Origin of the sequence: Exiguobacterium sp. 8A, assembly GCF_902506275.1 — a bacterium.
Taxonomy (GTDB): domain Bacteria; phylum Bacillota; class Bacilli; order Exiguobacteriales; family Exiguobacteriaceae; genus Exiguobacterium; species Exiguobacterium profundum.
On record NZ_LR733630.1, the window covers coordinates 894,073 to 906,300 of the forward strand.

Genomic DNA, 12,228 nt, shown 5'->3' on the forward strand with positions numbered 1-12,228 from the left:
GTAGCCTTTCATTGTTTTTTTAAGGAGCCGTCAGTCGGTGAATACGTATAGGCGGAGGATTGACAACTATAAACGAGTGGGTCTGCAGCCGACGCACGCTTAATCACTTCTAACGTTTCAGGATAGGCTTTATGTTCCGCATAATGCAAATTGATTTCAGATTCAACGATTCGAACACTACCTTCGCAACTCACTTGATCAGCACGAGATTTCCCGTCCGACAAAGAAGGGACAAGTAACAAGAGAAGAACTGATATAATGAGTAATACTGCCGCCATCTCAACTAATGTGAACCCACGCTCTTCCTTCATTTCATCTTTCTCCTTTCACAATTGAGCCATAATGAGTTTGACCGGTAAATAGAGTGTGTAAAAAAGAACACCAACCATGACACTGAGGATGCCGTATAAAGACGGTTCAATTTTCTCAATCAAACCCCGACTATATTGCTCCATCTCTTCGAATACTAGATCTCGATGAAGAGACATCAATTTACCAAGTTCCCCACTCATCGAACCCACACCTAATAGACTCACAACCTCATGATCGATAAACGGTTCACACCTTGTCGCCGCTTCAATTCCTTCACCTTCAGACATGCGATGGTGAATTCGCTTGGCCATCTCTGCCATTTCCCCCTCTTCCTCAGCTAGCCGACTCATAATCTGCCTAATATTTGTTTCAGTATGTTGGAGCAAGGATAATTCACTGACAAATACATAGGTCATATAGAGTGTTTTCCCACGTCTCCATACGTAAAAAGGGAGCTCTCCTCCTCGACGATGAAATCCATATATGAGAACCGCGATTACCACGAATATAGAAAACAACATAGGAAAGAACCAATTCGACAATAGAATCGACTCTATGCCGTCATGCGACGAGACATCAACCATCCCCATTAATTTTGGGAAAATGTATAAGGCATAAATCATGCCTAATGCAAGTAGGATGAAAAAGATAATCAACGGATAGCGAATTAGCCTCCGCAACTCCTGCTTTAATCGTTGTCGCATCTCGAGTACCATTGCAACTTGCGACAATCCATCCATGAATCGTCCGTTGCGATCCGCCGTATGTAAAATCTCTTGCATTTGCCGATTCGTGATCAAGATGGAAAATACTTCAGACAAACTCACGCCCGCTTCTAGACGTACCCTCATCTCTCGAATACAGTCTTTCATTTTTCCCTTCTCATGAAGTTCAAGCGTCTCCATGGTCACCTTCAATGACACACCTCGTGATTGTAGACGAAGAAAACGATGAATCATTCGAATCGATGGGATTATCGGAACGTTGACCATTCGCAAGTCACCTCCTGATTTCGAGTCAGTACACACCAATGTCTTTCCACGGTCGCCATACCAAGAAGTTGTGTCAGCCGCTTTTCTCCATCTTGAATCGATGCGGTATGAAAGGTTGTAATCGTCAAATGACCACTGAGCGCGGCATCGTATGCGACCATCAATTCTTCATCTGTCCGCACCTCACCAATCACGATAATATCCGGGTCGGCACGAAGCGTCTCTTTCAACAAGTGTCGATGGCTAAGCCCAGCTTTAGCATTCACTTCCAACTGAATGACACCATCGACCATTTGTTCAGGAGGGTTTTCAATCGTCACAATCCGCTCATGCTTCAGCTGATTTAAAAGGGCATACAGTACCGTCGTCTTGCCCGCTCCGGTAGAACCCCCTATAAAGAAAAGACCATGATGTGATGCCACCACTTTCTGAAATCGTTCTACATCGTGTGATCGTAACAGATGCTGGAGTTCAAACGTGTCATGGGGAATGCGCCAAGACATTGACGTCTGGGCGAACGACGGGAGAAAGGTCACCCGGATGACATCCTGATTCAATTCATAGACACCTGATTGTGGAATACGTTGATTAGATTCAGGTAGTGAACACCAATATCGCATATGAAGTGTAAGTCGATCATACAGCTCGACATCCATCGATTGAAGTGCAGCAAGCTTACTAGCAGAGCGAACTTGAACCTTTACTTGGTTTGCATCGGGTATAAAATGAAGATCACTCGCACCGATTTGACGTGCTCCATCTAGTAAATCTTCAATGAGTTCCTTCATCTCGTTCACCTCGAGACAAGCATAAAAAAAAGCCCACTATGTTGAAAGTGGACTTGTTTTATGAAACTTGAACCGCTGCAGTGTTGTGGCGACGAGCATATGTTTCGATTGAAACCTTGTCATATCCGACAATCACTTCTTTTCCATCAGTTAAGATCGGACGCTTCAAAAGCTTTGGATTTTCGCTCATCAACTTAAGAAGCTCACTTAATTTCAAATCCTCCACGTCAACATCGAGTTGCTTGAAGGCCTGGCTTCGCGTCGCAAGGAGAGAGTCGACTCCTTCCTCACTAATAGCAAGGAGCTGCAACAATTCGTCAACTGTTGGTGCATCTCTGAAAATGTGACGCTCACTCACTTGAAGTTCTTGTTCTTGTAAAAACGCTTTCGTCTTCCGACAAGAAGTACAGCTTGGATACGTGTAAAACATTAGTTCTGATGCCATTTTTATGTTCCTCCCTCATTCAACTTTCACTTCGCTCATTTTGTATAAGTTGATTATACATCTCTATACCCCGTTTGTACATGTTTTGTGCAACTTTTTTATAAATTTTGTACAACTTTATTTACCGAAATGATTTCACATATTTTTCACGATTATTTTGCTCAATTATCACGTTTCCATAGCATTTTTTCGAATGTGTTGGTAAAATAGTGAATGAGAATGGAATAATGCACGTATGGGGGGATTAACATGGCAAGAATGTTTCGTGTCCTAGGCTTTTGGACTGGACTAGTAGCGGCACTTGCTTTCGTAGGCGCACTAGGCGGCGACCAAAGTAGTAGTGAACATACTGGCGACTTTATCGTTATGGGACTTGTCTTCTTAGCACAAACGATTTTCTTCGTCGCTCTTGGTTACTTAAAACTAACTGAAAAAACGTATGTATATGTCTTCGGCGCGTATTTGACAATTTTCTTCGTTGTCTTTACGTATTGGAGCAACTTCCAAATGTAAAAAAAGATTGTCTCGCCGGAGACAATCTTTTTTTATGTGAAGAACGGATTTGTCCGCTTTTCTTCTTCTAGCGTCGTCATAGGACCGTGCCCCGAGTATAACGTCGTCTCATCGGAAAGGAGCTGCTTCATCCGATCGATGGACCCCATTAATGTCGACTGGTCTCCACCGAACAGGTCTGTCCGTCCGACGGATTGCTTAAAGATCAAGTCACCACAAAAGGCGATTCTTTCATCATCCATATACAATACGACACTCCCTGGGGAATGACCCGGCGTATGATAGATTCGAAATACGATGTTCCCAATTTCTAATACATCACCTTCGTAGATTTTTTCTGCCGGTTTCATCGATGGTATCGGCAAGTTGAACGCAGAAGCGCCATTCTTTTCTCCATCTGTCAGCCAATCCGCTTCTAAGCGGTGTACATAGACTGGCACCTGGTAACGTTCACGCAGCGCATCGATTCCTCCGATATGATCGAAATGTGCATGAGTCAACAAGATTGCTGAAAGTGTACCGAAACGTTCGATTGCATCGAAGAACCTCGGGTCATCCGTTCCGGGGTCAATGACGACGACAGTGCCGTCTTTTTCAATCACATAGCCGTTCTCTTGTGCCAAGCCAGACGTAATCTTTTTGATTTGCATAGGATTCATCCCCTTCTTATTCAAAACAATATTGTGGCAAAATTGTTTCGATGTCAACCTTTGCTCGACAGCGACTCTATAATCGGATAAAATAATAATGATATTTCAGTGAAATTTTTATGAATTTCATGACGTATAATTAAAGGGGGAACTCGTCATGCATTTGTATGAACCGTTCGGATGGATTTCCGTCATCGTCGCAATTGTGGCTATTTGGGGAATGCTTCGTTCATTCCAAAAACGCCAATTCTTTCCGCTCGTTTTTGCAGGTTTAACTGTACTCGTATTCGGATTCTTTGGTGTCGCCACGTTGATCTACGGTGGAATTCCAGGTTAATGATTCGCATATGCAATCATCAAGCGACTTCGGTCGCTTTTTTTATGCCTTTTTTTACGTTCATTCCCTCTGTTACATTAAAACGGACCAAATCACTATGTGACTTGGTCCGTACTCATTATTCTTCAGTTTGTTCTTTGAAACGGAGTAAGTCGGAGTAAATCAAATCATCGTTCATTTGCAAGATTTTTTCCGCTTCTTCCGTCATCGGACCACATAACGACGTATCTTCGACTACTTCACCAGAAGTCGCGTTATAACATGTCGACTGTGTCCAAACATATTCATCCGTCACGACCGTTCCGTCGCGGAAAATCGCGCGGCTGTTTCGATTTTCAGAGAATAAGTCGTTTCCGAATCCAATCGTATCTGACGTGTCGATTCCGAGTAAGTGCAGGATGGTCGGCTTCATGTCTACATGACTACCGATCGTTTCATGAACTTCCCCTTCTTTCTGGTCAGGCAAGTGAATGGCAAACGGAACTTGTTGCAATTTCGCCACGTCGAATGGTGTCAACTCATCTTTCCCAAGTAGCTCTGCCATCGCACTGTTGTGGTTCGTCGAAATACCATAATGGTCACCGTAGACGACAAAGATTGTATCTTCCCACATTCCATTCTCTTTCAACTGGTCGATGAAGAGACCGAGTGCGTAATCCTGATAAGCTAGTGCTTGCGGGAAGTTGTTCAACGTAGTTGAGCTCGTCTCAAATTTTGGTACAAGCTCATAGTCTTCACTTGGCATCGTGTACGGGAAGTGGTTCGTCAATGTGATGAACTTCGCGTAGTATGGTTCAGGCAATTCTTGAAGCATTGGAATGGATTGCTCGAAGAAGCTATCATCTAAGAGACCCCATTCTGTCATATCTTCAGGATTCCCGAGGTCATAACTCTTTTCATCAAAGAATTGATCGACCCCAATATTTTTGTACATTTGATCGCGGTTCCAGAACGATTTGTTATTCGCATGGAACACGGCTGAGTAATAATTTTCGTCCTTGACCAACTCAGGGAGCGCTTGATATTCGTTATCGGCGTTCGTAAAGTATACAGCACCACGCGGGAGTCCATATAGTGAGTTATCGAGTGCGAACTCAGCATCAGAAGTCTTCCCTTGACCGACCGTATGGTAGTAGTTCGGCCAGTAGTGAGACTCTTCAATCAGCTTGTTCAAGTTCGGCGTGATGTACTCTCCATTCGGCGCCTTCATATTGTGAGTGAAATTCTGCGCCGATTCGAATGAAACCACGATGACATTTTTCCCTTTATATTTTCCGAATAAATCCGGATTCGGTGCCGCATAGTTTTGACGGGTGAACTGCTCAATCGTTGCGAGCTCTGATTCATCCGCCATCGCTTTTTGAGCCGATGTTTTTGTCTGAAGCATCGCATCATACACATGGAAGTTAAATGTTCCGATGTTTTTCACTAACAGTTCACGGTCAAATGAACGAGTCAATAATTCAGGTCGTTCCGTTTCGGCCAACGAAAGGTTGAACAAGAAGACAGAGACCGCTACAACGAACGTGACGAGCGCACGTCGATGTGAAGCCGTATTCTCTTTCAAGTTCATTCGCCATAAGATAAACGGAAGGATAAACACATCACCAAGGATGATTAAATCTTTCCATTCAAGAAGCGAAGTGAATGATGTCGATAACGTCTCCATGTTCGATGGTTGCATGATGACAGGCATTGTCAAATAGTCCGTGAATTCCCGATAATACACGGCGTCCGCAAACAAGATAAACGATGCAATCGCGTAGAGCGTGTAGAGCACCCATTTTTGTTTGTTTCCTTTAAAGAAGAAATGGAAGGCAAACAAGAATAGTGTCGAACTGATCGGGCTAATCAGTAAGATAAAAGCTTGTGCGGTGTTTTCAATCGGAATGTTGAAGAAAAATTGATAGACGATATACGTCTTCGTCCAAAGCAATAACGTAAAAATCCAAAATAGACGATATTCTTGAAACGAAGCGCGGACCGTGTCGTTCAGTCTCGTCGATAGCTTCGAAAAGCGTTGAGATGAATTCATCTGACGGTCTCCTCCTCTTTTCAGTTTTCGGCATGTTTTAGTTGCCATTCTTTTTTATATTTGTTCATTCATTGTACAATTCGGATTGAATAGTACACGTCCAGTATCAAGTCCAAATCTTACCCCTTTTTTAATAAAAAATCAACTGTGACGTTACAAATTTTACAATATCCCATACCCTTTCCCACAAAAAAACACGCCTGCAATGTGCAGACGCGTCCGTTTCATACCCGTGTCGGAAGGAAGTGTTTCCGTGCCAGCCACGCACATCCAATCACACCGGCATCGTTTTCAAGTTCAGCGATTTTGAATGTTGTCGACTCGTAAACGCGCTCGAGCGCAAACCGTTTGAACTGTGCATCAAGCGGATCCAATAACGCGTCGCCAGCTTTTGAGACACCTCCACCGATGACAATCATTTTCGGGTTGAGCGTGTTCGCGATGTTCGAGATGGTCAAGCCGAGGTATTCAGTCATCTCTTCAATGACTTCTGTGGCGATTGAGTCACCGGCTTTATATGCTTCAAACACGTCACGTGCTGTCACTTCTTTCAACTCGTTTAATGAAGTATCTTGATTCTTACGCTTCTGTAATGCCAGACGTGAGATGCCGGTCGCCGAAGCAATCGTCTCGATACACCCGAGGCGCCCACAACCACACTTCACAGCTTTCGACTCGTCTCGTTCCACGGTAATATGCCCGATTTCTCCAGCCATTCCTGCCGTCCCATGAACGATATTCCCGTTCGTGATCACGCCACCACCGACACCTGTACCGAGCGTGATCGCCAATAATTCTGAAGCCCCTTCGCCCGCGCCCTTCCACATCTCACCAAGGGCCGCGGCGTTCGCATCATTTTCGAGCACGGCCGGAAGACCGACTGCTTTTTCGAACTCACTCACGAGAGCAAAATCTTTCCACCCGATGTTCGGAGAATATTCGACAACTCCTTCTGAGAAGTTGACGAAGCCTGGTGCCCCGATTCCCGCACCCGCAAAGTCTTCTTTCTTCTTACCTGATGTTTGTAAGTATGTTTCAAAAGAAGCTGCGATGTCTTTTGGAATATGTACACCATTCTCTCGAATATCCGTTTTGACTTCCCACTTATCCGAAATGATGCCGTTCATGTCTAAAACAGCCATCTTCACCGTCGTACCACCGATGTCGATACCTAATAACCATTTCATACCGTTCACTCCTCATCTCAACTAAATCGCTTTCATTGAATAGTGTACACTATTATCCCCTTAGTGCAACCCTTTGCACTAAGGGGATTTCTGTCAATCTGTTGAATTTTTTAATTCGTGGGTCAAAATGATTTTGGCCGTATCATACACACGTTGTTCGATGATGCCCCCTTCATACAATTCGTCGAGTTCCATCATCATGAGTGAGATTTCAGCATCCCGTTCTCCGATATAAATAATGGTACCGAACGATTTTAAAAACTGTTGGACATCATAAAAGTTTTTCATGCTTCTTCCTCCATCGTCGATTGTACATAACGATTTAACAATTCTCGTGTTGCTTCCATTGATGACACATGCGTTCGCTCATAACTATGGCTCGATTCGATTCCTGGCCCAACCAAAGCATGTCGCACATCATACCCTGCTCGAATCGCTGCCGAAGCATCTGAACCATAATACGGGTAAATATCTACCTTATATGCGATCTCATGAGTTTTACACAACGACGTGAACTTCCGTCGTAATCCGATATCATACGGTCCGGACGAATCCTTGGCACAAATCGAGACTGTATACTCATCCGAATGCTGTCCATCCCCAAGCGCGCCCATATCAACGGCAATGTATTCTACGACGTCTTCCGGGATACCCGCGTTTCCTCCAAATCCGACCTCTTCATAATTCGAAATCAAGAAATGAACGGTATGCGGTAAGTCATAACGGACCAAGTCTTTCGCAAGGTCCAATAGAATGGCGACAGAAGCCTTATCATCCAAGTGACGTGATTTCACGTATCCTGAAGATGTCACTCGAAAGCGAGGATCGAATGAAACGAAGTCTCCGATTTCAATCCCTAGTTCTGTCACGTCTTCACGAGAATGTACTTTTGCATCCAATCGGACTTCGATGTTTGATGCAGATCGCTCCGCTGAGTTCGTGTCTTTATAGACGTGAACACTCGACTGATGAATCAAGATTGTGCCTTCAATCGCCTCTCCTTCTTCTCGGTGGACGAGGCAGTTCTCTCCTTCAATCGCCGTCCATGCATATCCTCCTACTTGAGTCAAACGGAGACGCCCGCTCGGTAAGATGTCTTTGACCATCGCACCAAGAGTGTCCACGTGTGCCGTCAACAGACGTGCCTTGCCAGAGCGACCTGAAAACGTGGCCAGTAGTGCCCCTTTATGTAGACGTGACGTCTTGACACCCAGTGCATTCAATTCTTGCTCAGCGAAACGGATGGCCTCTTCCGTCATACCGGAAGGACTCGGGATGTTAACGAGTGTTTTTAATGTTTCAATCATTGAATTCTCCCCTTACCAAAATCCGTACCCGACGAATAGTCCAAACAGCGAGATGGTGAGTACGGAATATAAGATTCGTTGTACGCGGTTCTTCTCATCCGGCAGCCCGACGACTCCAGAAACGACAAAACCACCAATCAGACCACCCGCATGTGCGAAATGATCAAGACCTGCACCTAATACAAAGGCAAGTCCTACATTTAATCCTAACATAATAAAGAGCGGAGGTCCGAGCGTCTTCATGAAGAGAGAACGATCACGTAACCCAAAATATAAGAGCGCACCGACCAAACCAAATAGCGCTCCTGAAGCGCCTGCTGATATCGATTCGCTGAATGCAAACGATGCGGATGTCGCTAATATTCCACTTAGCAGATAGATGATTAAAAATCGTATGGAGCCATACATCCGTTCAACGAGCGGACCGAGCGACCAGAGTGCAAACATATTAATCGCAAAGTGGAACCAACCAATATGCAGGAACATCGGTGTAATCAAACGCCACCATTCCCCTTGTTCAATCAACGGGTTCACTTTGGCCCCGAATGCGATTAACGTGTTTGGATCAAGAGTCGAACCGACCGATTCTGCTAACCACATGACTAAAAAAGTGATGAACAGTAGCCCATACACCACTTGTGGTTTCCCAAAGGAAAATCGTTTCTTCAGCTCCGCTTTCTTTTTTCGGTCGAGGGAGACCGCTAGCATTCGGAACCGGTCCTCTTCCATAGTCGGTGTCCAAATCGAACGAGACAATGTCACTTTCGCAGGGATTTGGAACGTCAACGAGTCCACACGCTCTTCATCCACAAGACGCTCGCCATAGACATGAATGGTCAATCGCTTCCGCCCGATACGAGATAAGCGAAATGCGTTCAAAATCGCGTCTATATCCGTCCCAACATGATTCGCCCATGCTTTTTCAGTCTGAATGAACAAATCATACCGATCACCTGCTTTCGTATCGAACAAGATGACCGCACGGGAGGGTTCGAGTATGCCTTCAATTCGCCCACCGTTTTCGACCTTTCGATATATATCTTCCCAAAAACAAGTTGTCGCCAACGAAACCCCTCCTCTCTCTCAATTCTATTGTAAATCACGAGACGACAGACGACCAAACGATGATTCGTTCTATATGTACAAAAACCCGTAACCATATGGCTACGGGTTTCAAAAGGATGGAGATTACAAGACAGGTTCCATCGTTTTCATGAGTACGTTCGCAGAATGTTGCATTTTCTCATGCTCTTCTTGTGACAACTCAATCTCAACGACTTCACGAACGCCTTGACGGTTGATAATCGCTGGTACACCGATATGGATATCGTGCAATCCATACTCACCATCAAGATGGGCACCGACTGTCAACAACGTATTCTCGTTACGAAGGACAGCCTTGACCAACCGAAGGAGACCGAGTCCAATCGCATAGTACGTCGCACCTTTACGTTCAATGATATGATATGCTGCGTCACGAACGTTGACATAAATGTCTTCAAGGTCTTCCCAACTATACTCATCATGCTCTTCAAGTAGTTGCTCGACCGATTTTCCATATATACGAGCGTTGCTCCAGGCAGCAAACTCAGTATCACCATGCTCACCCATAATGTAGGCGTGACAGTTACGCGGGTCGACGTTGAAATAGTCTCCGAGCATGTAACGCAAGCGAGACGTATCAAGCACTGTTCCTGAACCAAAGACACGATGTTTCGGAAGACCAGAATATTTCCATGCGAGATGTGTCATGATGTCGACCGGGTTTGAAGCAATAATGATAATTCCGTCAAAACCAGAGTCCATGATGTCTGAAATCATAGATTTCATAATCTTCGCATTTTTTTCAACGAGATCAAGACGTGTTTCACCTGGACGCTGTGGTGCGCCAGCCGTGATGACTACGATGTCAGCGACGCCACAATCCGAATAGTCCCCTGCCCAGACGCGCATTGGTGATGAAGCGAATGAAACCCCATGGTTCAAGTCCATCGCTTCTCCTTCTGCCTTGGCTTTATTAATATCGATGATGACAAGTTCTTCACATAGACTAGCTGTCGTCAACTGGTAAGCAAAACTCGCACCTACTGCCCCTGCCCCTACAAGTGCGACTCGTGTTACTTTAGCATGATTTAATGTTTCCATAATGATTCTCCACCCTTCAAACAATCTGTTTCATGTTTTTGTTATCTCTGTTACAAATAGATTGTAACATCATTCACAAACTCTAACTACAGCGGAAACCGTTTTCACTTTGGCGATATTGTGACAATATTCACATTCATTTGGAACACCTTCATTTTCTGTACTACCCTCATCCAAACACAAAAAAACAAATCATCGTTGCCCCACAAACCGAAAGAAAATTAACCGCATCATTTCCGAGAAAACGCCATCCCGACACGTAACTCGTCGGCACGTCATGATGTATTTTTTGCTCGGTCAACTTTCCACAAACAGCACAACGAAACGTTCGTTGGACGGTCGCACCAAGTAGCGTATCAATCATACTACCAGTTAATCCAATCACCCATAATAAAAGAAGAAGCGTGATGCTTAAGTCAATGAAAACAAGAGAGGATATGACAATCAACAATGCACCAAACATCGACATGACGGTACCGAATGTCGAGACGGCCCCACTCGTTCCCGGTTCGACTCGCTTAAAGGTAAACATGAACCGAGGTTTCCGCTTCGAGAGGACACCAAATTCAGATCCCCACGTATCGCTCGTCGCTGCCGCGATGGACACGACATACATATAGAGGTAGACCGGATCATTTGTAAACTGATAACCGAGTGCACATAAAATCCCGACCCCACCGTTAGCCAACACTTGCATGGCATCACGAGCCCCCGTCTTCTCGACAATCTCATCTACCCCTTCTTTATCGCGAGAGCGATATTTCGAAGCGAGAGAAGAAGTCGAAAAAAACACCCCAAGCAAGTATAGACCGAACCATCCGAAGGAGAATCCAATCGCCGTACCGGTCACTATCGTCAACAGTGCCCCAGAACGAGTCAACGAGCGTAACCGATAACCGAGATAGGCGACGAAACAAGTTACAGCGAATATGGCGAACACTGAATCATCTCCTTCTCTGTCACGATCCATTGAACGGGTAGGTCGTGCGGCTCAGTTGGTACTTGATCGACAATCTGAACGGTATATGCCAAAGCAAGTGTTCTACCTTTATAGGTTTTTAAATAGCGATCATAATAGCCCCCACCCCAACCGATGCGATAACCGGTTCGATCGAAAACACGCCCCGGAACAAGACAAAGGTCGATCACTTGCGTAGTCGCTGGAGTGGTCGGCTCTAAAATATTCATGACTCCCTCTTCCAAATCATCAAATGAATGAATGATGTGAAACGTAAGTCCCCGCTCCGTTACTTTCGGGACGCAGACCGTTTTTCCTTCTTTAAAGGCCATATGAATAATCGGGGACGTATCAATTTCTAGAGGGAGTGACAACGTTAGCGCGATTGTTTGACTTTCAATCCATAAGTCCGAGGCAAATAATGATTGGTGAATGACTTCGTCCGCATGATGTCGATCCGCCATTTGTTTGATGTATTGATGAATCGTGCGCCGGAGCGCTGTTTTCTCTTCCACAACGTATTCCTCCTTACAAAAAAAGCCGCCACATATGTGACGGC

General features: G+C 44.9%; 15 protein-coding genes. 2 read left to right on the top strand and 13 right to left on the bottom strand.

Translation table 11 applies throughout. The features are described 5' to 3' along the window. Nucleotides 1-8 precede the first annotated feature (8 nt). From GVY42_RS04650 to GVY42_RS04665, 4 genes are read right to left on the bottom strand one after another with little or no spacing between them, the layout of a single operon-like run. Nucleotides 9-311: a prepilin-type N-terminal cleavage/methylation domain-containing protein gene (locus GVY42_RS04650; protein ID WP_074036684.1), complete on the bottom strand. Its 303-nt coding sequence runs from the start codon at nucleotides 309-311 to the stop codon at nucleotides 9-11. Nucleotides 312-326: 15 nt separating this feature from the next. Beyond that, on the bottom strand, nucleotides 327-1,304 hold the full coding sequence (locus GVY42_RS04655) for a type II secretion system F family protein (RefSeq protein ID WP_159562470.1): 978 nt from the start codon (nucleotides 1,302-1,304) through the stop codon (nucleotides 327-329). Beyond that, nucleotides 1,286-2,092: an ATPase, T2SS/T4P/T4SS family gene (locus GVY42_RS04660; protein ID WP_074036680.1), complete on the bottom strand. Its 807-nt coding sequence runs from the start codon at nucleotides 2,090-2,092 to the stop codon at nucleotides 1,286-1,288. Before GVY42_RS04660 ends, GVY42_RS04655 begins: the two co-directional genes overlap by 19 nt. Before the next feature lie 58 nt (nucleotides 2,093-2,150). Next, nucleotides 2,151-2,537, bottom strand: coding sequence for a Spx/MgsR family RNA polymerase-binding regulatory protein (locus GVY42_RS04665; protein WP_012726596.1), 387 nt, complete (start codon nucleotides 2,535-2,537; stop codon nucleotides 2,151-2,153). 249 nt (nucleotides 2,538-2,786) lie between these two features. Between GVY42_RS04665 and GVY42_RS04670 the strand changes: the two genes are divergently transcribed. After that, the gene (locus GVY42_RS04670; RefSeq protein ID WP_012726597.1) at nucleotides 2,787-3,050 is read left to right on the top strand and encodes a DUF2626 domain-containing protein; all 264 of its coding nucleotides are present in this window, start codon (nucleotides 2,787-2,789) and stop codon (nucleotides 3,048-3,050) included. 32 nt (nucleotides 3,051-3,082) lie between these two features. On the opposite strand, the gene GVY42_RS04675 is transcribed toward GVY42_RS04670, so the two are convergent. Continuing rightward, nucleotides 3,083-3,700 carry an MBL fold metallo-hydrolase gene (locus GVY42_RS04675; protein WP_159562471.1) on the bottom strand — a complete coding sequence of 206 codons (618 nt, stop codon included), beginning with the start codon at nucleotides 3,698-3,700 and terminating at the stop codon, nucleotides 3,083-3,085. A gap of 157 nt (nucleotides 3,701-3,857) precedes the next feature. Between GVY42_RS04675 and GVY42_RS04680 the strand changes: the two genes are divergently transcribed. Next, on the top strand, nucleotides 3,858-4,037 hold the full coding sequence (locus GVY42_RS04680; protein ID WP_012726599.1) for a DUF2759 domain-containing protein: 180 nt from the start codon (nucleotides 3,858-3,860) through the stop codon (nucleotides 4,035-4,037). A gap of 118 nt (nucleotides 4,038-4,155) precedes the next feature. Here GVY42_RS04680 and GVY42_RS04685 read toward each other — a convergent pair whose 3' ends face one another. The 8 genes from GVY42_RS04685 to GVY42_RS04720 all read right to left on the bottom strand — a co-directional run bounded on the left by GVY42_RS04685 (nucleotide 4,156) and on the right by GVY42_RS04720 (nucleotide 12,184). Beyond that, nucleotides 4,156-6,072, bottom strand: coding sequence for an LTA synthase family protein (locus GVY42_RS04685; RefSeq protein WP_159562472.1), 1,917 nt, complete (start codon nucleotides 6,070-6,072; stop codon nucleotides 4,156-4,158). A 224-nt stretch (nucleotides 6,073-6,296) separates the two neighbouring features. Then, entirely contained in the window at nucleotides 6,297-7,259 is a 963-nt protein-coding gene (locus GVY42_RS04690) for an ROK family glucokinase (RefSeq protein WP_159562473.1), read from the bottom strand. A gap of 93 nt (nucleotides 7,260-7,352) precedes the next feature. After that, nucleotides 7,353-7,547: a YqgQ family protein gene (locus GVY42_RS04695; protein ID WP_012726602.1), complete on the bottom strand. Its 195-nt coding sequence runs from the start codon at nucleotides 7,545-7,547 to the stop codon at nucleotides 7,353-7,355. Further along, on the bottom strand, nucleotides 7,544-8,566 hold the full coding sequence (locus GVY42_RS04700) for a M42 family metallopeptidase (protein ID WP_074036670.1): 1,023 nt from the start codon (nucleotides 8,564-8,566) through the stop codon (nucleotides 7,544-7,546). The genes GVY42_RS04695 and GVY42_RS04700 overlap by 4 nt, the downstream gene beginning before the upstream one ends. A 12-nt stretch (nucleotides 8,567-8,578) precedes the next feature. Then, nucleotides 8,579-9,631 (bottom strand): rhomboid family intramembrane serine protease, encoded by a 1,053-nt coding sequence (locus tag GVY42_RS04705; RefSeq protein ID WP_159562474.1) that lies wholly within the window; start codon nucleotides 9,629-9,631, stop codon nucleotides 8,579-8,581. Between the two features lie 123 nt (nucleotides 9,632-9,754). Then, nucleotides 9,755-10,711 (bottom strand): L-lactate dehydrogenase, encoded by a 957-nt coding sequence (locus GVY42_RS04710; RefSeq protein WP_012726605.1) that lies wholly within the window; start codon nucleotides 10,709-10,711, stop codon nucleotides 9,755-9,757. 169 nt (nucleotides 10,712-10,880) lie between these two features. Next, nucleotides 10,881-11,651: a DUF92 domain-containing protein gene (locus GVY42_RS04715; RefSeq protein ID WP_159562475.1), complete on the bottom strand. Its 771-nt coding sequence runs from the start codon at nucleotides 11,649-11,651 to the stop codon at nucleotides 10,881-10,883. Continuing rightward, on the bottom strand, nucleotides 11,630-12,184 hold the full coding sequence (locus GVY42_RS04720) for a 5-formyltetrahydrofolate cyclo-ligase (RefSeq protein WP_159562476.1): 555 nt from the start codon (nucleotides 12,182-12,184) through the stop codon (nucleotides 11,630-11,632). Before GVY42_RS04720 ends, GVY42_RS04715 begins: the two co-directional genes overlap by 22 nt. Between the last annotated feature and the right edge of the window lie 44 nt (nucleotides 12,185-12,228).

Bases quoted from the DNA above. Each gene is read 5' to 3' on its own strand.
- GVY42_RS04650 (WP_074036684.1), bottom strand. From the start codon at position 311: ATGAAGGAAGAGCGTGGGTTCACATTAGTTGAGATGGCGGCAGTATTA.
- GVY42_RS04655 (WP_159562470.1), bottom strand. From the start codon at position 1,304: ATGGTCAACGTTCCGATAATCCCATCGATTCGAATGATTCATCGTTTT.
- GVY42_RS04660 (WP_074036680.1), bottom strand. From the start codon at position 2,092: ATGAAGGAACTCATTGAAGATTTACTAGATGGAGCACGTCAAATCGGT.
- GVY42_RS04665 (WP_012726596.1), bottom strand. From the start codon at position 2,537: ATGGCATCAGAACTAATGTTTTACACGTATCCAAGCTGTACTTCTTGT.
- GVY42_RS04670 (WP_012726597.1), top strand. From the start codon at position 2,787: ATGGCAAGAATGTTTCGTGTCCTAGGCTTTTGGACTGGACTAGTAGCG.
- GVY42_RS04675 (WP_159562471.1), bottom strand. From the start codon at position 3,700: ATGCAAATCAAAAAGATTACGTCTGGCTTGGCACAAGAGAACGGCTAT.
- GVY42_RS04680 (WP_012726599.1), top strand. From the start codon at position 3,858: ATGCATTTGTATGAACCGTTCGGATGGATTTCCGTCATCGTCGCAATT.
- GVY42_RS04685 (WP_159562472.1), bottom strand. From the start codon at position 6,072: ATGAATTCATCTCAACGCTTTTCGAAGCTATCGACGAGACTGAACGAC.
- GVY42_RS04690 (WP_159562473.1), bottom strand. From the start codon at position 7,259: ATGAAATGGTTATTAGGTATCGACATCGGTGGTACGACGGTGAAGATG.
- GVY42_RS04695 (WP_012726602.1), bottom strand. From the start codon at position 7,547: ATGAAAAACTTTTATGATGTCCAACAGTTTTTAAAATCGTTCGGTACC.
- GVY42_RS04700 (WP_074036670.1), bottom strand. From the start codon at position 8,566: ATGATTGAAACATTAAAAACACTCGTTAACATCCCGAGTCCTTCCGGT.
- GVY42_RS04710 (WP_012726605.1), bottom strand. From the start codon at position 10,711: ATGGAAACATTAAATCATGCTAAAGTAACACGAGTCGCACTTGTAGGG.